Raw genomic sequence first — 19,356 nt, 5'->3', positions numbered from 1 at the left:
CACTTTGTGAACCAATATTCGAATTAACGCGACCGGCTGCAGCCGGCACATTCGGGAGGATGAGAATGGGCGCGCTGGACGGTCTGAAGATCGCCGATTTCAGCTGGGTGGGGGCAGGCCCCCGCGCGACCAAGGACCTCGCCGACAATGGCGCGACGGTGATCAAGATCGAATCCCGCAAGCGTCTCGACCTCGGTCGGCGCTCGCCCCCCTTTGCCGGCGACCCGAAGGACCATGACGGCTCGGCCTTCTTCGCCCAGACGAACACCTCCAAGAAGAGCGTGACGATCAATCTCGGCGATCCGCGCGGCGTCGACGTCGCCCGCAAGCTGGTGGCCTGGGCGGATGTCGTGGTCGAAAATTTCGGCCCCGGCTACATGGAACGGATCGGCCTCGGCTTCGACGAACTCAAGGCGATCAAGCCCGACATCGTCCTCGTCAGCGTGTCGGTCGCCGGGCGCACCGGCCCGATGGCGGGCTTCCGGGGCTACGGCAATTCCGCGGCGGCTCATTCGGGCCATGCGGCGATGACCGGCTGGCCGGGCTCCGACCCCCACATGCCCCCCTTCGCCTATGGCGACGTCGTCGCGCCGATGTTCGCCACCGTCGCAACCCTGGCGGCGCTGGAACACCGGGACCGCACGGGCGAAGGCCAGCATGTCGACGCTTCGCAGATCGAGCCGATGGTCCATGTCATCGCGGATCTCTACGCCGAACCGGATCTGACCGAAAAACCGGGCAATGACGACCGGGCCATGGCCCCGCATGGCGTCTACCCCTGCTCGGGCGACGAAAACTGGATCGCGATCGCCGTCGAGGACGACGCGCAGTGGCGCGCCCTGTGTTCCACGCTTGGCGACGACGCGCTGGCCGCCGACCCCGCCTACGTAACCGCGGCCGATCGCCATGGCCGGCGCGAAACGCTCGACGCGACGATCGGCGCCCTCACCGGCCAGAGCGACAAGACGGATCTGGCCGAGCGGCTGGCCGCGGCAGGTGTTCCGGCGGCGCCTGTCCTCAACGGCAAGGAAGTCCTGGAAGATCCCGAACTCAACGCGGGCGGTCATTTCCAGAAGACGCAGCATCCGGTTCTGGGTGAATCGATGATGCCGGCGCCGCCCATGCACCTGTCCGACACGCCGTGGCGCGTCGGGCCGGCTCCCCTTCTCGGCGAGCACAATGGCGAGATTTTCGGAGCGCTTCTCGGCATGGACGAGACCGAGATCGCCCGACTGGCCGAAGCGGGAGTTCTCGCATGACAATGCTCGAAGGCATCCGCGTCGTCGAACTGACCGACCGACTCGTCGACTTCGGCGGGCGCATGCTGGCGGAACTCGGCGCCGAGGTCGTCAGCATCGGCTCGGACAACGGGACGCTGGCCTGGCAGCACGGGAAGCAACGACTTACCGATATCGACGACGACAGGCTGTGCAGCCTGATCGCCGAAGCGGACATTCTCCTCGACGGCAGGCGGAAAGGCACCGGGCCGGATGTCGGCGATCCGACAACCGCCAATCCACGGCTTGTCCATGTCATCGCCCGCCCCTTCAGCGCGGACGGCCCCTATGCCGGACGGCCGGCGACCGACCTGACCCTGATGGCCCTGTCCGGGCTGATGACCGTGATCGGCGACCCCGGCAAACCGCCATTGCGCCTTCCGGGCGAACAGGCCTATGCGCTGACCGGCATCCAGGTGGCCACGGCCGCGCTTCTCGGCCTGCGCGCCCGGCGCACAACCGGAAAAGGCCAGCGGATCGACGTCTCCGCCTTCCAGAGCGCGACATTGGCGAATTACCGCGAAGCGATCATGTATGAATGGACGGGCCGCATCGGCCACCGGACCGGCAACAAGTTGGTGCGCGGCAAGTCGGGCGTCCGGCAGGTCTGGCGCTGCGCCGACGGCTACGTGACATGGTCGATGATCGACAACCCGGGGATGATGCGCTCGGTCGTGAGAATCATGGCCGAAGAAGGCGTCGCCGGCGAACTCACGGAGATCGACTGGGACAACATCCTCGTCGCGGACACCGACCAGGACACGATCGAGCGCTGGCAGGACATCTTCGCGCGTTTCTATGCCGCCCACAACAAGGCTCAACTCGGCGAATGGTCCCTCAAGAACGGCTGGGGCCTCTCGGTGATCGCCGATCTCGACGAAGTCCGCCAGAGCGAACACCTCGCCGCACGCGGCCTGTTCGTGCCGGTCACCGACGAGGCGACGGGAACGGAGACGCCGCTGCCCGGGCCTCTCTTTCGGCACGGGGCGGGCGACGCGGCTCCCCAGCGCCGGTTGAAGCAACCGGTGCCGATCGCGCGGTTTGATGGATGGTCGGGATCATGAGCGGCGCGCTTGAAGGCTTGCGGGTCCTCGATTTCTCGCGGCTCCTGCCCGGACCCTATTGCACCTGGCTGCTGGCGGACATGGGCGCGGAGGTCATCCGGATCGAAAATCCGCGCGAGGTGCGCAAGCAGGCCGCCGTCTTCGGATGGGAAAAGCTGTCCGGGCCGGAGCGTCGCCGGATCCGCCAGCAGGACATTCTCGGCCGGAACAAGCAGTCGGTCATGCTCGACATCGGCGACCCGGACGCCCAACAGGCCCTCAGGAAACTCGCCGAAGGCTGCGACGTCCTCGTCGAGGACTATCGTCCGGGCGTGCTGGCCGGGTTGGGTCTCGGCCATGACGATCTGGCCAAGGTCAATCCGGCCCTCGTCTATTGCAGCGTGACGCTTTGCGGCCAGACCGGCCCGTATCGCGACAAGCCGGGTCATGACCCCGTCGCCTTGTCGATCGCAGGCGTGATGTCATGCATCGGCGAAAATCCGGACGAGCCGGCATTTTCGGGCATCCCGGCGGCCGACATCGTCACCGGAACGCATGCCGCCTTCGGCGTTCTCGCGGCGCTCGCCGCGCGCGATCGGACCGGCAAGGGGCAACATGTCGATGTGGCCATGACCGATTGCGCGATGACCCTCTTGGCCAACGTGCTGTCGCGCCACCCCGATCCGGCCGCCATTCCGCCGCGCGGCACGCGGCGCGCCGACATGGGCCTTTGGCGCACTTCCGACGGCAAGTTCGTGTGCACGACCGACATGGAGCCGCGCTACTGGGCCATCTTCTGCCAGACGGTCGGCAAGCCTGAATTCGTGCCGCTGCAGAACGACGTGTCGGCACGCCCGATGATCCGCGCCGAACTCGAGCGGATCTTCGCGGCGAAGACACAGGCCGAATGGCTGGAGATTCTCGAAAGCGCCGGAACCCAGTTCGCGCCGGTGCTCGACATCGGCGAAGCGCTTGCCAACGAGCACAATCGCGCCAGGGGCATGGTCGTGGATCTGGCGACGGAGGACGGCACGGTTCGGCAGTTGGGCACGCCGGTCAAGCTGACGGCCACGCCCGGGACCGCGAGGACGCCGGCCCATTCGCCCGGAGCCGACACGAGACAGGTCCTCGAGGCGCTCGATCTTCCGGGTGTCGACGTGTCGAGGCTGATCGCATCGACCGCCGGCCTCGCACCGGTCCAGTAATCATGAAAGGGAGGAAAACCATGACTACGAGAAGAACGTTCATCACGATGACAGCCGCGGCGGCCGCACTTGCCGGCGCGGTGCTCGGCGGCTCCGCGGCAGCGGCGGCCGAGTTCGAATTCTCTTACGCTTCGCCCTACTCGCCGACCCATCCCTACGGCGCCGCCGACGTGGAATGGATCAGCCGGATCGAGGAGCAGACCGACGGCCGGGTCAAGATCACGCCCTATTGGGGGCGGTCGCTGATCACCAGCCGCGAAGGTGTCGACGAACTCGCCGCCGGCGTCGCCGACATGGCCTATGTCGCGCCGATCTATGCCCGGTCCGGCTATGAGCTGACCCGCAACACGCCGGCGCTGTTCTACGGCTTCGCCGACGCGGGCAAGGTCCTCGACATCTACATGAAGCTGTGGGACGCGCATCCGCAATTCGCCGAGGAAATGGAAGGCGTCCACGTGCTCGGCTTCAATGTCGGCACCCCGATGCACCTGCAATTGCGCGAGAAGCCGGTCAACACGCTCGACGACCTGAAGGGGCTGCGCATCCGCTCGGCGCTCGACTATGTCGGCCCGCTCGCCGATTTCGGCGCCGAAGGCGTGACCATGCCGATGACCGAGACCTATCCGGCGCTGCAGAAAGGCGTCGTCGACGGCGTCATCGCGCCTTACGAGGCGCTCAAGTCGCTGAGCTTCGCGGAAGTGGTCAAATACTACTCCGAACTGCCGCACAGCCGCGGCGCCTATCCGTCCCGCGCCATCAACAAGGCGAAGTGGGACAGCCTGCCCGACGACATCAAGGCGGTCTTCGACGACAATATCGAATGGATCAGCCTCAAGACGCTCGAAGAGGCGCAGAAGGCCGAGGATGTCGGCAAGGCCTATGGCGAGGAGAAGGGCGTGCAGTTCAACGCGGTCGCCGACGAGGTGAAGGCGGAATATGCCGAGCATTTCGCCTCCAACGCCAAGGAGGTCGCAGCCAAGCTGGACGAACAGGGCTTGCCGGGTTCGGACGTGCTGGCGGAAATCCGCGCGGCATACTGATCAAAGCCAATCCCGACGCCGGGCTCGTCCCGGCGTCCATTCGGGACCTCGCATGAACACCGTTGAACGCCTTCTGCGCATTCTCACCCGCATCGGGGCCCTGATCGGTATCACGTCGATCGCCAGCCTGATGCTGCTGACCGTCGTCACGGTGGTCTTCCGCGCGGTCGGCATCGCGTTTCCCGGCACCTATGTCCTGGCGGAGTTGCTGCTTATTCCGGCGATCAGCTTCTCGCTGGTCTATGCCGCATGGGAGAAGGGCCATACCCGCGTCGACCTGCTCATCTCGCGCTTTCCGGAGCGGGTCCAGAGCCTGCTGGAAGCATTGATGCTGGCGCTCGGCACAATCTTCTGGGCCTTCATCTCGTGGTCGGCGATCCGCGAGGCGCTCATCCGGCAGGCGCAGAACGAGCGCGCGCCGCTTCTCGATTTTCCGGTCGCTCCGTTCCGGTGGGTGATGGCGGCGGCGCTGGTGCTTCTGTGCTGCGTGCTCGTCTTCCAGGTCGGGCGCGCGATCCAGGCGACCGTCGCCAGGAACACTCCTTCGATGGACGAAGACGCATGACCCCCGTCCTCACCGGCCTCGTCGGACTGGCCGCCTTGTTCGGCCTCGTCACCTTCGGCATGCCGATCGGCTTTGCGATGGGTCTCGTCGGCTTCATCGGATTTGCGTCGTTGATCAGCCTGCACGCCGCCGTGGTGAAGATCGGCGTCATCGGCTACGAGCTGACGACCAATTACGCCATCGGAACGGTGCCGCTCTTCCTGTTCATGGCGCATATCCTGTTTGCCTCCGGCATCGGCCGCGACCTCTACGACTTCGCCGCACACTGGCTCGGCCGACGCCGCGGCGGGCTCGCGATGGCGACCATCGGCGCCTCGGCGGGCTTCGCCTCCGTCAGCGCGTCGTCGCTCGCCACCACCGCCACGATGGGCCTCGTCGCCCTGCCGGAAATGCGCAAGGCGAAATACGACGTCTCGCTGGCCTCGGGCGCCGTCGCCGCCGGCGGCACGATCGGCAGCCTCATTCCGCCGAGCGGCATGTTCATCATCTACGGCATCCTGACCGAGACCTCGATCGGCAAGATGTTCGCCGCAGGCATCATTCCCGGCATCCTGCTCGCCCTGTTCTACATGGCCGTGATCGCCATCATGTGCCGGCTCAATCCCGACTTCGGGCCGCGGGGGCCGAAATACAGCTTCGTGGAAAAACTGAAGAGCTTCGGCCGCACCGGCGAGGTGATCGCACTTTTCGCGCTGGTGATGGGCGGCATCATGTTCGGCTGGTTCACGCCGACCGAGGCCGGCGCCGTGGGCGCGTTCGGCGCGGTGATCGTCTCCGTCCTGCGGCGGCGCCTGACATGGAAGGCGGCCAAGGAAGCGGCCTACAGCACGCTGAAGACGACCGGCATGATCTTCGGCATCCTGTTCGGCGCCCTGACTTTCAACGCCTTTGCCACCGTCAGCAATATTCCGCTCAACATCGTCGGCTTCGTGTCCGATTCCGGCTTCTCGCCGACGGTCGTGCTGTTCATGATCCTCGGCGTCTATTTCCTGCTCGGAATGGTGCTGGATGCCTCGGCGATGATGACGTTGACGGTGCCGCTGTTCTTCCCGCTGATCACGTCGCTGGGCTTCGACGCCGTGCTGTTCGGCGTGCTGGTCGTGCGCATGACGGAGATCGCCCTCATCACCCCGCCCGTCGGCATGAATGTCTACGTGCTGTCAGGCGTCGCGCCCGACATCCCGCTCAACAAGATCTTCAGGGGAACCTTGCCGTTCGTCGTCGCCGACATCCTGCACGTCGCGCTGCTCCTCGCTTTCCCCGCGATCGTCCTCTGGCTGCCGGGGCTCTGACGCCTCGGTCCCGGTCTAAGAGACAGACTTGGCGACACACGGTCTGCGGTCCGTCTCCCGACGCCATGGCCGCGCAGTCCAACCGCCCGATCCGTTTTCGGCCCGCATTCTCACGTCCCGACCCCGCCTCCGACTGCGTTCCGACAATTCGCGGATTATGATTGAAATCGATTTCATTCCGTGTTTCCCTTGCATCAGGTCATCAAGGGAGGAACGACAATGACCCGAATTTCCAGACTTGCGACTATTACTGTTTCAGCGCTCGCGGTGACCGTTTTCGCCGCGCAGGCGGAGGACTTCACGATCGGCCTGTCGAACGGCTGGGTCGGTTCCGAATGGCGCACCCAGATGATCGACGAGGCCGAAGAGGCCGCGGCGGCGTGGAAGGATCAGGGCGTCGACGTCAAGGTCGTCGTCCAGAGCGCCAATGTCGACGTGCCGGGCCAGATCGCCCATGTGCGCAACTTCATCAACCAGGGCGTTGACGCGATCATCATCAACCCGAACAGCCCGACGGCGTTCGATCCGGTCTTCGCCCAGGCGAAGGAAGCCGGCATTCTGGTGATTTCGACCGATGCCGAAGTGTCCTCGCCGGATGCCATGTATGTCGGCATCGACCAGAAGGGCTGGGCCGAAGAGAGCGCCAAGTGGCTGGCCGAAACGCTTGAGGGCAAGGGCAAGGTCGTCGCGATCAACGGCGTCGCCGGCCATCCGGCCAACCAGATGCGCGTCGCCGGCTACACCGAAGTCTTCGACGGCTATCCGGACATCGAGGTCGTCAACGAGGTGAACGCGAACTGGGACCAGGCGCAGGGCCAGCAGGCCATGCAGAACCTTCTCGCCACCTATCCGGACATTGACGGCGTGTGGGTGCAGGACGGCATGGCCGCCGGCGCATGGAAGTCGATCATGGATGCCGGCAAGACCGGCGACATCGCGGCAACCGGCGAGATCCGAAAGGACTTCATCGACCTTTGGGTCGAAAACGACCTGACCTCCGGCGCATCGGTCAACCCGCCCGGCGTGATGGCGAGCGCACTCAACGTCGCCGTCCTGCTCCTGCAGGGCAACGAGCTCAAGGAGCCGGCGACGGCGGGCCAGTACGGCAACGCGATGTATCTGCCGATCCCGTTCATCGACGGCAGCAACGTCAAGGAAGCGGCGACCGAGCTCGACGGCAAGCCGGGCTACTACTCCTACACGGACGCGCTTTCCATCGACGACGCGAAAGCGCTCTTCAAGTAAGCATCCTCCCGGAGAGGGGCGCCGGTCCATGACCGGCGTCCCGCCCATTCGCTGATCCGGAGACATCGATGTCGAAACTTCAGTTGCGCGGCGTCCGCAAGGCCTATGGCGCGACCGTGGCGCTCCGCCGCGGCGACATGAAACTGGACCGCGGCGAGGTCCACGTCCTCATCGGTTCCAACGGCTCCGGCAAGAGCACGCTCTGCAAGATCGTCGCCGGCAGCGTCCGCCCGGATGGCGGCGAGGTGCTTATCGACGGCCGCTCCGTGGAATTCTCCGGTCCCAACGACGCCCGCAAGGCGGGCATCGGCATCTTCTACCAGGAACTGAGCCTCGCGGCGCACCGGACGGTGGCGGAGAATATCTGCCTCGCCGCCCTGCCGGTCAGCGGCGGCGTCTTCGTCGATCGTGCGAAGGTGGCCGAGACGGCGCGCCGCTATGCGGATCTGTTCGCCGAGGTCGCCGGAACCGGCTTCTCGCTCGACGCGACCGTGGAATCGCTGCGTGCGGATCAGCGCCAGCTCGTCGAGATCATGAAGACGCTGGCGACCGAGGCGCCGATCCTGATCTTCGACGAACCGACCTCGGCGCTCGACCGGGCGCAGGTCGACTGCTTCTTCGGCATCCTGCGCCGCCTGAAGGAAGAAGGCCGCAGCATCATCTTCATCTCGCACCGCATGGACGAGATCTTCGCCATCGGCGACCGCGTGACCGTCATGCGCGACGGCGAGACCATCGAGACCGATCGCATCGCCGACACCGATCACGACGCCATCATCCGGCGGATGGTCGGGGAAAAGGGCGAACTCGCGCCGCCAGCGGAGGCGGCGAACGACGCCGCATCGGGCGGCGGCCAAGTCATCCTGAAGGTCGAAGGCTTCTCGGGACCCGGCTTCTCCAATATCGGCTTCGAGGTCACCGAGGGCGAGATCGTCGGCTTCGGCGGTTTGCACGGACAGGGTCAGTCGGCGGTTCTGCGGGCCCTCTTCGGGGCGACGCCCGGCAATTCCGGCAGTGTCGTGCTCGACGGCCGGTCGATGTCCGCCGCGCGCCCCCGCGCGGCCATCCGCGAGGGGTTCGCCTATATCTCCGGCGACCGCGGCCGTGACGGGGCGATTGCCGGACGGCCCATCCTTGAAAACGTCACGCCCATCCATTTCCTGAAAAACCGCCTGGCGCTCGCCCGGCCGTCGCATCTGCGCAACAAGGCGCTGCCGGCGCTGGAGGCGCTGAAGACCAAATATGCGGGTCTGGCCAGTTCGATCAATTCGCTCTCGGGCGGCAACCAGCAGAAGGTCATCATCGCCCGCTGGCTGATCGACCGGCCGGCCGTGCTTCTCCTCGACGACCCGACCAAGGGCATCGACCTGCAGACCAAGACCGATCTCTTCGCCCTCATCCGCGAACTCGCCGCGGAAGGCATGGCGATCGTTCTCTACTCCTCGGAGGATGCGGAACTGCTCAACAATGCCGACCGCATACTCGTCTTCAACTCGGGAGCGATTGCGCGCGAACTGACCGGCTCGGACCGGACGCGCTACAACCTCTACCATGCCGCATACGAGGCCGCCTGATGAGCGACACGACCGTCATCGCGGGTTCTGCTCCGCGAAGCTTCCGCCGCTTCATCGAACGGTTTCCCTTCCTGCCCGCGCTGGTCATCCTCGTCGTCCTCCTGGCACTGAACGGGCTGTTCGAGCCGAACAGCCTGTCCTACCGGGCGATACGGGGGCTGATCAGCACCTATCTGGCGCTGATCCTGTTATCGGTGGCGCAGACCTATGTCATCTACGCGGCCGATCTCGACCTGTCCGTCGGGGCGATCCTGTCGCTGGTCAATGTCGGGATCATCATGCTGATGCAGCATCTCGGCGGCAGTCCGGGCGGGGTCCTGCTCGCCTGCGGCGCCGGCATCCTGATCGGGCTCGCCTGCGGCATCGTCAACGGCATCGTCGTCGCCGTCCTCAGATTGCAGGCGATCGTCGCGACATTCGCCACCAGCATCCTGTTCACAGGTCTCGCGCTCTATGTCCTGCCTGTCGCCGGAACGCCGGCGCCGACCGTCTACTGGCGCACCTATGGCGGCACCTTCTTCGGCTTTCCCTTCGTCTTCTACGTCGCGGTCGCCATCGCGATCGTCCTCTTCCTGATCGCCCGCACGCGCCTGATCACCCAGTTGCTCTCCGTCGGCGACGACCAGCAGGCGGCTTACCAGACCGGGCTGCCGGTCACGCTGATCCGCCTGAAGGGCTATGCGCTGTGCGGGGTCTTCGCGGCGCTGGCGGCGCTCTGCGTCACCGGCGACACCGCAAGCGGCGACCCGCTTGTCGGCGGCGAGATGACGCTCAATTCCGTCGCCGCCGTGGTGCTGGGCGGCACCGCGCTCTCCGGCGGCGTCGGATCGGTGACGGGCTCCGTCTTCGGCGCGCTCATCATCGGCCTGATCAGTTCGCTCGTCTTTTTCGTCGGCACGCCGTCGGAATGGCAGAACCTGGTCCAAGGCCTCGCCATCCTGCTGGCGCTGATGGTCGGCGTGCTCGTCGGTCGGAGGGCGAAGTCATGACGTCGGTCGACCAGGCTTCGCGTCCCGCATCCTCGGGGCTCGCCACGCTCGTCAGGCAGCCGCTCGTCGTCGCGCTGGCGCTGATCGCGGCGCTGCTCTTCCTCGGCGAGACGCTGTCGCCCGGTTTCGCTTCTGGCGAGCAGATCCTGCGCCTGTTGATCGTCGCCGCCCTGATGGGGATCGTCGCGGCGGGACAGAACCTGGTGATCATCGGCGGTCGGGAAGGCATCGACCTTTCGGTCGGCGGGGTCGTGTCGCTGAGCGCGATCGTCGCCGGAAACGTCATGGCCGGCGAGAATGGCGGCATCCTGCCGGCGGTTGCCGCATGCATCGCGACGGGCGCCCTGTTCGGCTTCTTCAACGGGTTCGGCGTCACCTTCCTGCGCATTCCCCCGCTCGTCATGACGCTCGGCATGCTGGGCGTCCTGCAGGGGCTACTCGTGGTGATCCGGCAGGGCATTCCGTCCGGCCGCGCCGCACCGGCCCTGTCGGATTTCGTCACCCAATCCTTCCTGTTCAGCCTGCCGGGGATCATCTGGCTCTGGGCGGCGATCGGCGTGTTCATGGCCTTCCTGCTGCGGCGCACCGTGTTCGGCTACCGGATCTTCGCCATCGGCTCCAACGAGCACGCCGCCTACATGGCGGGCGTGCCGGTGAAGCTCATGCGGATCTCGCTCTTCGTTCTGTCGGGCGTCTTCGCCGCGATCGCGGGCATCTGCCTGCTCGGCTATTCGGGCTCGTCCTTTGCCAATGTCGGCGAACAATACATGCTGCCGTCGATCATCGCGGTCGTCTTCGGTGGCACGCCGCTCTCGGGCGGCAAGGGCGGCTATACCGGCACGATGGCCGGCGCCGTTCTCCTGGTGATCCTGCAGAGCATCCTGACCACCATCAACATCGACGACTCCGGCCGCCAAATGGTCTTCGGCGCGACGCTCCTGGTGCTCATGCTGTTTTACGGGCGCGGCCGCTCCATGCGGGGCTGACATGGAGAAGACCCCGCGCATCAAGGACATCGCCGCGGCCGTCGGGGTTTCTCCGGCCACGGTGTCACGCGCGCTTACGGGGACGGGCCTCGTCGCCGAGCCGACGCTCACCCGTATCCGGGACGCCGCGGCAAGCCTCGGCTACCGACCGAATGTCAGCGCCCGCAACCTGAGAACGCAGCGGTCCATGGCGGTGCTCATGGTCGTGCGCGATGTCGGCAACCCGTTTTATCTCGAGATCTTCAAGGGCGTCGAGGCCGCGGCCCGGGAGGCCGGCTACTCCGTTCTCATGGGCAACACCGAGGACGATCCGGACCGCGAGGCGGAGTATTTCGAAATGCTCGGCGACGGGCATGCCGACGGCATGATCCTGATGACGGGCAAGCTGCCGACGCGGGAGACCCGCGAAGCCGCTCCCGACCGGCCGGTCGTCGTGGCGCTGGAAATGATCGAGGGCTCGTCCTTTCCGCATGTTCTGATCGACAACGAGGCGGCGGCGCGCGAAGCCGTGGAACACCTGATCGGGCTCGGCCACACACGGATTGCGCATGTGACCGGGCCGATCCCGGAAGGGATGAGCAAACGCCGGCTGCAGGGCTACCGGCAGGCGATGGAAAATGCCGGCCTTGCCGTCCCGGAGGAATACGAAGCCCGCGGCGACTTCGGCCTCAAAAGCGGCCAGGACGCGTGTGCCAGGTTGATGAGCCTTGCCTCACCGCCCACCGCAATATTCACGGCCAGCGACAGCATGGCATTCGGGGTGATCGGCAAGCTGAGCGATCTCGGCATGGCCGTGCCGGGGAAGGTTTCCGTCATGGGTTTCGACGACCTGTTCCTGTCGGAAGCGTTCCAGCCGCCGCTTTCGACGGTCTGCCAGCCGCGTGCCGACATCGGCCGGGAGGCGATGACGATCCTTCTCCAGAAGATGACCGGCGGACCGGTTCCCGCGGACGCGGTCATCATGCCCACCACCCTGCAAATCCGCGGCACAACCGCGCCACCCACCACGACCTGAAGGAGACACGCAGACATGACCGCCTTTCCGAAGAAAATCCTGCGCGTCGGCTTCGTCGGAACCGGTTTCATCGCCGAGTTCCACCTGAAGGCGATGGTCGGTGTGCGCAATGTCGAGGTGACGGGCGTCTACAGTCGCAAGGCGGAAAACCGGCAGCGGATCGCCGACCATGTCGCGGCGCTGTGGCTCGGCGAATGCAAGCCGCATGAATCGCTGCAATCGCTGCTGCAGGCCGAGGATGTCGACGCGATCTGGATCCTGACGCCGAACCATACGCGCCTGGAAATCATGCGGACGATCCATGACGAGGTGAAGGGCGGACGCAGCGGCGTCTTCGCCGTCGCCTGCGAAAAGCCGCTCGGGCGCACCATCGCCGAGGCGCGCGAGATGCTGCATCTCGCCGAGGATGCAGGCCTCAATCACGGCTATCTCGAAAACCAGGTCTTCGCCACGCCGGTGCTTCGCGGCAAGGAGATCGTCTGGCGCCGCGCCGCCTCGACGACCGGACGCCCATATCTCGCGCGTGCGGCGGAAGAGCATTCGGGGCCGCACGAGCCTTGGTTCTGGCAGGGCGACAAGCAGGGCGGCGGCGTGCTCAACGACATGATGTGCCATTCCGTCGAGGTCGCGCGGCACCTGCTGACCGCGCCCGGCGCGCCGCGTGATTCACTGAGGGTCAAGGCGGTCAACGGCACGGTCGCCAATCTCAAATGGACCCGGCCGCGCTATGCCGACGAGCTGCGCGAGCGCTTCGGCGCCGAGGTCGATTACCGCAACCGGCCGTCGGAGGATTTCGCCCGCGCCACGGTCTCGCTGGAGGACGAGGACGGCAACGAACTGATGATCGAGGCGACGACCTCCTGGGCCTATGTCGGCGCGGGCCTGAGGATCCAGCTCGAACTGCTCGGCCCCGAATACGCGATGGAGTTCAACTCGCTGGCGACCGGTCTGAAGATCTTCATGTCGCGCGCCGTGAAAGGCTCCGAGGGCGAGGATCTTGTCGAGAAGCAGAATGCCGAACAGGGCCTGATGCCCGTCCTTGAAGACGAAGCCGGCGTCTATGGCTACACCGACGAGAACCGGCACATGGTCGAGCACTTCCGCAAGGGCGAGACCCCGCTCGAGACCTTCCATGACGGGCTCGCGGTGGTGGAAATCCTGATCGGCCTCTACCGCTCGGCGGAAACCGGCGAGACGGTGAAGTTCCCGGCACCTGATCTGGAGGACTACGTCCCGCTCGTCGCGCGCGTCTCCGCATGAACCTGTCGGCCGCGCGGCGATTTCGCCGGGCTCGAAGACGGGCGTTCCGTAAACGGAGCCGGGACTCTATGTCACAGGGGGACTGGCGGAGTGTCGGAAATGGTGGTGCCCCAAGCCGGACTCGAACCAGCGACCTACGCATTACGAATGCGTTGCTCTACCAACTGAGCTATTGGGGCATTCGAAGATTCTGAATCAGTTTTTCGTCACTTCGAACTGGCGTCGATCACCCGTGTTCTCGGACTTCCCACCGCTTTGGCCCGAGCCTTGCGAACGATGCGTTCTGGCAACTGACTTCATGCGGCGAGGAGCGTCGAACATACGTCAAAAACGCTAACGGGCGCTTTATCGGCATCGGCCGGGGAATTCAAGACCGGAATGCGCGGCACATGCACACATCCTGTTTATTGTTTGTGCCATATGGACAATTCCCGAGTTCGCCGCCAAGTTCCGGGTGGACGCAATCGTGTGCCGGTCCTGCGGCGCACTCGTCGAAAGTCAGTGGGAGGATCTAGATGTCCAAAGTAGAATTGACGGTGAACGGTCGCGCAGTCTCCGCGGAGGTGGAAGACCGGACGTTGCTGTCGCAGTTCCTGCGCGAAACACTCAACATGACGGGCACCCATGTCGGCTGCGACACGTCGCAATGCGGCGCCTGCGTCGTGCATGTCGACGGCAAGGCGGTGAAGTCCTGCACCATGCTCGCCGCCCAGGCCTCGGGCAGCGAAGTCACGACCATCGAGGGGCTTGCGGCCGGCGGCGCGCTGCACCCTGTCCAGGCAGCCTTCAAGGAGCATCACGGCCTGCAGTGCGGCTTCTGCACGCCGGGTATGATCATGTCGGCGGTCGACATGATCAACCGTTACGGCGGCAAGCTGGACGAGAAGACCGTCCGCGCCGAACTGGAAGGCAACATCTGCCGCTGCACCGGCTACCACAACATCGTCAAGTCGATCCTCGCCGCCGCGGAGGAGATGAGCGGCGCAGCGAAAGTGGCCGCCGAATAGGCGGGAAGGCAACAATGAGCGGCGAACACGGCAGGAGGAGGCGGTAGCGGCTGCGGGACATCCCGTGATCGCGGACCGCATTTGCCCGTTCGCTGGCAACCATAGGGAGGAGTGACTTATGGGTATTGAAGGCATCGGCGCCCGGGTGGCGCGCAAGGAAGACAAGCGGTTCATCACCGGCAAGGGCCGTTACACCGACGACATGGTCGTCCCCGGCATGAAGCATGCCGCATTCGTGCGCTCGCCGCACGCCCATGCGACCATCAAGGGCATCGACACCGCCGCTGCGGCCAGCATGCCGGGCGTGATCGCCGTCCTGACCGGCGACGAACTCGCCAATGACGGCATCGGCTCGCTGATCTGTGGCTGGATGATCCATTCCAAGGATGGCTCGCCGATGAACATGGGCGACTGGCGCCCGCTGGCCCAGTCCAAGGTGCGCTATGTCGGCGACGCCGTGGCGATCGTCGTGGCCGACACGAAAGGTCAGGCGCGCGACGCCGCCGAGGCCGTGAACGTCACCTACGAGGAACTGCCCGCCGTGACCGAGGCGGTGGACGCGCTGAAGGACGGCGCGCCGCTGATCCACGACAACGCGCCCGGCAACCTGATCTATGACTGGGAGATCGGCGACGGCGCCGCGGCGGATGCGGCGATCGCGTCGGCAGCCCATGTCACCCGCATGCAGATCGTCAACAACCGGCTCGTGCCCAACGCCATGGAGCCGCGCGCGACGCTTGGCGTCTATGACGAGGCCGAGGACCACTACACCTGCTGGACGACCTCGCAGAACCCGCATGTCGCGCGTCTCGTCATGAGCGCCTTCTATTCGGTGGCGCCGGAAAACAAGCTGCGGGTGATCGCCCCCGATGTCGGCGGCGGCTTCGGCTCGAAGATCTACATCTACCCGGAAGAAATCGTCTGCCTGTGGGCGTCGAAGAAGAGCGGCGTTCCGGTCAAGTGGGTCGCCGACCGCACCGAGTCGTTTTTGACCGACGCGCATGGCCGCGACCATGTCACGACGGTGGAACTGGCGTTCGACGCCAACAACCGGATGACCGGCCTGAAGGTCGACACGATCGCCAATCTCGGCGCCTACATGTCGCTCTTCTCGTCGTCGGTGCCGACCTATCTCTATGCCACGCTGCTGTCGGGCCAGTACACGATCCCGGCGATCCACTGCAACGTGCGCACGGTCTACACCAACACCGCACCGGTCGACGCCTATCGCGGCGCCGGCCGTCCGGAGGCGACCTATCTCCTGGAGCGCACCGTTGAAACGGCGGCGCGCGAACTGGGCGTCTCGCCGGCGGAACTGCGGCGGACGAACTTCATTCGCGAATTCCCCTACCAGACGCCGGTGATCATGAATTACGACGCCGGCGACTACGAGGCTTCGCTCGACGCCGCGATGGCGGCCGCCGACTGGTCCGGTTTTGCGGCCCGCAAGGCGGAAGCCGAGAGCCGGGGCAAGAAACGCGGCATCGGCATGAGCTGCTATATCGAGGCCTGCGGCATCGCCCCGTCCCAGGCCGTCGGTTCGCTCGGCGCCGGCGTCGGCCTGTGGGAATCGGCGGAAGTGCGCGTCAACGCAGTCGGAACGGTGGAGATCCTCACCGGTTCGCACAGCCACGGCCAGGGCCACGAGACGACCTTCGCCCAGCTCGTCGCGGACCGCTTCGGCGTTCCGATCGATTCGGTCTCGGTCGTGCATGGCGACACCGACAAGGTGCAGATGGGCATGGGCACCTACGGCTCGCGCTCCGGCGCCGTCGGTATGAGCGCCATCGTCAAGGCCCTCGACAAGGTGGAGGTGAAGGCCAAGGCCATCGCCGCACATCTGCTGGAAGCCGACGAGTCCGACATCGTCATCGAAAACGGCCAGGTGAAGGTTGCCGGCACTGACAAGGCGCTTGGCTGGCACGAAGTCGCGCTCAACGCCTACACGGCCCACAACCTGCCGGCGGGCATGGAGCCCGGCCTGAAGGAGGGCGCGTTCTACGATCCGTCCAACTTCACCTTCCCGGCCGGCTGCTATGTCTGCGAAGTCGAGGTCGATCCGGACACCGGCAAGACGGAGATCGTGCAGTTCGTCGCGGCGGACGATTTCGGCAACATCATCAACCCGATGATCGTCGAGGGGCAGGTTCATGGCGGCATCGGCCAGGGCATCGGACAGGCGCTTCTCGAAGGCACGGCCTATGATCGCGAGACCGGCCAGCTTCTGACGGCGAGCTACATGGATTACACCATGCCGCGCGCCGACGACGTGCCGTCCTACCAGGTGTCGCACACGGTCACCGCCTGCCCGTCGAACCCGCTGGGGATCAAGGGCTGCGGCGAGGCCGGCGCCATCGGCTCGCCGCCGGCGGTGATGAATGCGATCACCGACGCGATCGGCAACAACAACCTGACCATGCCCGCCACGCCGCAGAAGGTGTGGGCGGCCATGCGGGCCTGACAGAAAATGAACCGAGGATGAGCGGGATGCGTGCACAAGGCGAGGAAGGTCGAGGCCGAACGGTCTCAGCCTGCTTCGCTGCGCGCCCGCGAAGGGCCGGCGCCGTAGGCGCGACACGGCCCGAGAGCGAAAGGACCTAGACCATGTATGAGACCACCTACCATCGCGCCGGTTCCGTCGAGGAAGCGGTCAAGCTGATGGGCGAAGCCGACGGCGGCAAATTCGTCGCCGGCGGCCAGACCCTGATCCCGACCATGAAGCAGCGCCTGGCGGCGCCGGATTCGCTGATCGATCTGCGCCATATCGCCGATCTGAAGGGCATTTCCGTCGATGGTGCGAATGTCCGCATCGGCGCCGGCACGACGCATTACGACGTGGCCAATTCGGCGGACCTGAAGGCCGTCTGCCCGGGCCTCTGCTCGCTCGCCAGCCACATCGGCGACCCGCAGGTGCGCCACATGGGCACGATCGGCGGCTCGATCTCCAACAACGATCCGGCGGCCGACTACCCCTCCGCCATGCTGGCTCTCGGCGCGACGATCCACACCTCCAAGCGCGACATCGCCGCGGACGATTTCTTCACCGGCATGTTCGAGACGGCCCTGGACGAGGACGAGATCGTCACGGCGGTCTCCTTCACCGCGCCGGATGCCTGCGCCTATTCCAAGTTTCCTAACCCCGCCTCGCGCTACGCCATGGCCGGCGTGTTCGTGGCCAAGGGCGGCAATGGCGTGCGCGTCGGCGTGACCGGTGCAGGCAATGACGGCGTTTACCGGTGGAGCGACGCCGAAGCGGCGCTGTCCTCCGATTTCTCCGCCGGCGCGCTGGACGGCCTCTCCGTCGATGCGGGCGACATGATGGAGGACCTGCACGGCACGGCGGACTACCGCGCCAATCTCGTCAAGGTCATGGCCAAGCGCGCCGTCGCTTCGGCGGGCTAAGCGCCCCTGACCAAACCGGCCTGCGGCCAATCGGTCGCGGGTCCCGCGCTGCAAGCCCCTTGTGTTGCGGGCGCAAATTCTCTCCTGCCGACCGTCAAACAAACCGGCGATCGCACGCCTGCGGGGCCTCCGCGTGAAGACGCGCTTCACGGATGTTTGATCCGGCGTTCATGGAAATCGACACCATTGCGGCCTTAATGAGCCTCATGCGCAATGTCGTGATCGTCCTGCTGTTATCCTTGCTGCTCACCGGATTGGAACTCGCGGAAGCCAGTGCCGCTGCGGCGCTGGGGTCGGCCGGTATCGAGACCGGAGTAAATGCGGGGACAGGTTCGGAAGTCGGCAACCCGTCGACGAAGCGCCTTTGCTGGCGCAAGGTCCTGCCGCCCCGCAGCGGCGACACGAAGCCCCTCTCGTCTTCATCGTGCAGCAGCGAAGCGAAGCACCCCTGCGACATCGTGCTGGTCTTTCCGCCCCTGGCGCGCGCGCTGCACGTGGCATCCATCCCGCCGAGCCTGTCCGGACACGAGACCGGCCGGCTCTTCAGACCACCGATCGCCTGATTGCCGAAACGCCGCGCGAACGCGCCGGCCCTGCTAACGCAATCAGGACATCAGATCATGACAAACACCATCACGCCGCGCGACATGCGCGGCCTTCACCGGCTTTCGGACGACACGCCGAACGCCCTTCCCCTGTCTCGCCGGCGCTTTCTGACCGGAGCCGCCGGGATCGCCAGCGTGGCTCTTGCCGGCTGCCAAACCGACAGCCCGATCGCGGCGCCACCGGTTGCGGCAACGCCGTCGGCCACGGTCACGGCCTACCGGGCGCTGCCGAATGAGCGCTTCCCGATACCCGCCGTCGATGCGGCAAAGGTGCCGGCGCGCTTCCATCGCCAGCAGGTCCGTTTCGCGACCCGCGAACCCGTCGGCACGGTCATCGTCAACACGAAGACCTTCTTCCTGCATCTGGTTCAGGAAGACGGCATGGCCATGCGCTATGGCGTCGGTCTCGGCCGGGCGGGTTTCGAATGGTCCGGCCGCGCGAAGATCGCCTACAAGCGGCAATGGCCCAAATGGACGCCGCCGGACGAGATGATCCAGCGCCAGCCGGAACTGGAGCAATGGAGCGCGGCGAATGGCGGCATGCCGCCGGGTCCGACCAATCCGCTCGGCGCCCGCGCGCTCTACATCTTCCAGAACGGCGAGGACACGCTCTACCGCATCCACGGTTCGCCGGAATACTGGTCGATCGGAAAGGCCGTCTCCAGCGGGTGCGTGCGCCTCATCCAGCAGGATGTGATCGACCTCTATGGCCGCGTCACCTCCGGCGCTTCGATCGTGGTCGTGTAGACGACCCGCCTCACCCAGGCCGCCCCCGCCGACCGGACTTTTTTCCATTGTCCGCGTAGGAGGCCGGCTGCGCCCGCGTGTCAGGAGCAGGTCGGACATGATCC

The 19,356-nt window shown here is 65.8% G+C and carries 17 protein-coding genes and 1 tRNA gene; 17 read left to right on the top strand and 1 reads right to left on the bottom strand.

Translation table 11 applies throughout. The features are described from left to right. Positions 1 to 65 precede the first annotated feature (65 nt). The 12 genes from MRY80_RS23980 to MRY80_RS23925 all read left to right on the top strand — a co-directional run bounded on the left by MRY80_RS23980 (position 66) and on the right by MRY80_RS23925 (position 13,491). Positions 66 to 1,259, top strand: a complete 1,194-nt coding sequence (locus tag MRY80_RS23980; RefSeq protein WP_293293868.1) for a CoA transferase — start codon at positions 66 to 68, stop codon at positions 1,257 to 1,259. Continuing rightward, positions 1,256 to 2,341 (top strand): CoA transferase, encoded by a 1,086-nt coding sequence (locus tag MRY80_RS23975; RefSeq protein ID WP_293293866.1) that lies wholly within the window; start codon positions 1,256 to 1,258, stop codon positions 2,339 to 2,341. Before MRY80_RS23980 ends, MRY80_RS23975 begins: the two co-directional genes overlap by 4 nt. Further along, the gene (locus tag MRY80_RS23970) at positions 2,338 to 3,525 is read left to right on the top strand and encodes a CaiB/BaiF CoA-transferase family protein (protein WP_293293864.1); all 1,188 of its coding nucleotides are present in this window, start codon (positions 2,338 to 2,340) and stop codon (positions 3,523 to 3,525) included. The genes MRY80_RS23975 and MRY80_RS23970 overlap by 4 nt, the downstream gene beginning before the upstream one ends. 20 nt (positions 3,526 to 3,545) lie before the next feature. Continuing rightward, complete coding sequence (gene dctP / locus MRY80_RS23965) at positions 3,546 to 4,565, top strand: TRAP transporter substrate-binding protein DctP (protein ID WP_293293862.1); 1,020 nt, start codon at positions 3,546 to 3,548, stop codon at positions 4,563 to 4,565. A gap of 52 nt (positions 4,566 to 4,617) precedes the next feature. After that, positions 4,618 to 5,130, top strand: coding sequence for a TRAP transporter small permease (locus MRY80_RS23960; protein ID WP_293293860.1), 513 nt, complete (start codon positions 4,618 to 4,620; stop codon positions 5,128 to 5,130). Next, positions 5,127 to 6,422: a TRAP transporter large permease gene (locus tag MRY80_RS23955; RefSeq protein ID WP_293293858.1), complete on the top strand. Its 1,296-nt coding sequence runs from the start codon at positions 5,127 to 5,129 to the stop codon at positions 6,420 to 6,422. The genes MRY80_RS23960 and MRY80_RS23955 overlap by 4 nt, the downstream gene beginning before the upstream one ends. Before the next feature lie 219 nt (positions 6,423 to 6,641). Continuing rightward, the gene (locus MRY80_RS23950) at positions 6,642 to 7,667 is read left to right on the top strand and encodes an ABC transporter substrate-binding protein (RefSeq protein ID WP_293293856.1); all 1,026 of its coding nucleotides are present in this window, start codon (positions 6,642 to 6,644) and stop codon (positions 7,665 to 7,667) included. A gap of 68 nt (positions 7,668 to 7,735) precedes the next feature. Next, positions 7,736 to 9,241: a sugar ABC transporter ATP-binding protein gene (locus MRY80_RS23945; RefSeq protein WP_293293854.1), complete on the top strand. Its 1,506-nt coding sequence runs from the start codon at positions 7,736 to 7,738 to the stop codon at positions 9,239 to 9,241. Continuing rightward, the gene (locus MRY80_RS23940; RefSeq protein WP_293293852.1) at positions 9,241 to 10,230 is read left to right on the top strand and encodes an ABC transporter permease; all 990 of its coding nucleotides are present in this window, start codon (positions 9,241 to 9,243) and stop codon (positions 10,228 to 10,230) included. The genes MRY80_RS23945 and MRY80_RS23940 overlap by 1 nt, the downstream gene beginning before the upstream one ends. Next, entirely contained in the window at positions 10,227 to 11,216 is a 990-nt protein-coding gene (locus tag MRY80_RS23935) for an ABC transporter permease (RefSeq protein ID WP_293293850.1), read from the top strand. The genes MRY80_RS23940 and MRY80_RS23935 overlap by 4 nt, the downstream gene beginning before the upstream one ends. Before the next feature lies 1 nt (position 11,217). Continuing rightward, positions 11,218 to 12,231: a LacI family DNA-binding transcriptional regulator gene (locus tag MRY80_RS23930; protein ID WP_293293848.1), complete on the top strand. Its 1,014-nt coding sequence runs from the start codon at positions 11,218 to 11,220 to the stop codon at positions 12,229 to 12,231. A 15-nt stretch (positions 12,232 to 12,246) separates the two neighbouring features. Then, on the top strand, positions 12,247 to 13,491 hold the full coding sequence (locus MRY80_RS23925) for a Gfo/Idh/MocA family oxidoreductase (protein WP_293293846.1): 1,245 nt from the start codon (positions 12,247 to 12,249) through the stop codon (positions 13,489 to 13,491). Positions 13,492 to 13,594: 103 nt separating this feature from the next. Here MRY80_RS23925 and MRY80_RS23920 read toward each other — a convergent pair. Further along, positions 13,595 to 13,670 (bottom strand) — tRNA-Thr (locus MRY80_RS23920). 336 nt (positions 13,671 to 14,006) lie between these two features. On the opposite strand from MRY80_RS23920, the gene MRY80_RS23915 reads away from it, so the two are divergent. The 5 genes from MRY80_RS23915 to MRY80_RS23895 all read left to right on the top strand — a co-directional run bounded on the left by MRY80_RS23915 (position 14,007) and on the right by MRY80_RS23895 (position 19,252). Next, on the top strand, positions 14,007 to 14,498 hold the full coding sequence (locus MRY80_RS23915; RefSeq protein WP_293293844.1) for a (2Fe-2S)-binding protein: 492 nt from the start codon (positions 14,007 to 14,009) through the stop codon (positions 14,496 to 14,498). A gap of 118 nt (positions 14,499 to 14,616) precedes the next feature. Then, positions 14,617 to 16,959 carry a xanthine dehydrogenase family protein molybdopterin-binding subunit gene (locus MRY80_RS23910; RefSeq protein WP_293293842.1) on the top strand — a complete coding sequence of 781 codons (2,343 nt, stop codon included), beginning with the start codon at positions 14,617 to 14,619 and terminating at the stop codon, positions 16,957 to 16,959. Positions 16,960 to 17,102: 143 nt separating this feature from the next. Further along, positions 17,103 to 17,900 carry a xanthine dehydrogenase family protein subunit M gene (locus tag MRY80_RS23905; RefSeq protein WP_293293840.1) on the top strand — a complete coding sequence of 266 codons (798 nt, stop codon included), beginning with the start codon at positions 17,103 to 17,105 and terminating at the stop codon, positions 17,898 to 17,900. Between the two features lie 170 nt (positions 17,901 to 18,070). Beyond that, positions 18,071 to 18,463, top strand: a complete 393-nt coding sequence (locus MRY80_RS23900) for a hypothetical protein (protein WP_293293839.1) — start codon at positions 18,071 to 18,073, stop codon at positions 18,461 to 18,463. An 84-nt stretch (positions 18,464 to 18,547) separates the two neighbouring features. Next, positions 18,548 to 19,252 carry a L,D-transpeptidase gene (locus tag MRY80_RS23895; protein WP_293294223.1) on the top strand — a complete coding sequence of 235 codons (705 nt, stop codon included), beginning with the start codon at positions 18,548 to 18,550 and terminating at the stop codon, positions 19,250 to 19,252. Positions 19,253 to 19,356: the final 104 nt, after the last annotated feature.

The sequence above is a fragment of the Oricola sp. genome (assembly GCF_022763245.1).
Lineage (GTDB): Bacteria > Pseudomonadota > Alphaproteobacteria > Rhizobiales > Rhizobiaceae > Oricola.
The sequence above is the reverse complement of the archived record's forward strand: the minus strand, read 5'-3'. Positions and strand labels throughout refer to the sequence as shown.

Coding starts and splice junctions, on each gene's coding strand:
- MRY80_RS23980 (WP_293293868.1), top strand. CDS start 66: ATGGGCGCGCTGGACGGTCTGAAGATCGCCGATTTCAGCTGGGTGGGG.
- MRY80_RS23975 (WP_293293866.1), top strand. CDS start 1,256: ATGACAATGCTCGAAGGCATCCGCGTCGTCGAACTGACCGACCGACTC.
- MRY80_RS23970 (WP_293293864.1), top strand. CDS start 2,338: ATGAGCGGCGCGCTTGAAGGCTTGCGGGTCCTCGATTTCTCGCGGCTC.
- dctP (WP_293293862.1), top strand. CDS start 3,546: ATGACTACGAGAAGAACGTTCATCACGATGACAGCCGCGGCGGCCGCA.
- MRY80_RS23960 (WP_293293860.1), top strand. CDS start 4,618: ATGAACACCGTTGAACGCCTTCTGCGCATTCTCACCCGCATCGGGGCC.
- MRY80_RS23955 (WP_293293858.1), top strand. CDS start 5,127: ATGACCCCCGTCCTCACCGGCCTCGTCGGACTGGCCGCCTTGTTCGGC.
- MRY80_RS23950 (WP_293293856.1), top strand. CDS start 6,642: ATGACCCGAATTTCCAGACTTGCGACTATTACTGTTTCAGCGCTCGCG.
- MRY80_RS23945 (WP_293293854.1), top strand. CDS start 7,736: ATGTCGAAACTTCAGTTGCGCGGCGTCCGCAAGGCCTATGGCGCGACC.
- MRY80_RS23940 (WP_293293852.1), top strand. CDS start 9,241: ATGAGCGACACGACCGTCATCGCGGGTTCTGCTCCGCGAAGCTTCCGC.
- MRY80_RS23935 (WP_293293850.1), top strand. CDS start 10,227: ATGACGTCGGTCGACCAGGCTTCGCGTCCCGCATCCTCGGGGCTCGCC.
- MRY80_RS23930 (WP_293293848.1), top strand. CDS start 11,218: ATGGAGAAGACCCCGCGCATCAAGGACATCGCCGCGGCCGTCGGGGTT.
- MRY80_RS23925 (WP_293293846.1), top strand. CDS start 12,247: ATGACCGCCTTTCCGAAGAAAATCCTGCGCGTCGGCTTCGTCGGAACC.
- MRY80_RS23915 (WP_293293844.1), top strand. CDS start 14,007: ATGTCCAAAGTAGAATTGACGGTGAACGGTCGCGCAGTCTCCGCGGAG.
- MRY80_RS23910 (WP_293293842.1), top strand. CDS start 14,617: ATGGGTATTGAAGGCATCGGCGCCCGGGTGGCGCGCAAGGAAGACAAG.
- MRY80_RS23905 (WP_293293840.1), top strand. CDS start 17,103: ATGTATGAGACCACCTACCATCGCGCCGGTTCCGTCGAGGAAGCGGTC.
- MRY80_RS23900 (WP_293293839.1), top strand. CDS start 18,071: ATGGAAATCGACACCATTGCGGCCTTAATGAGCCTCATGCGCAATGTC.
- MRY80_RS23895 (WP_293294223.1), top strand. CDS start 18,548: ATGCGCGGCCTTCACCGGCTTTCGGACGACACGCCGAACGCCCTTCCC.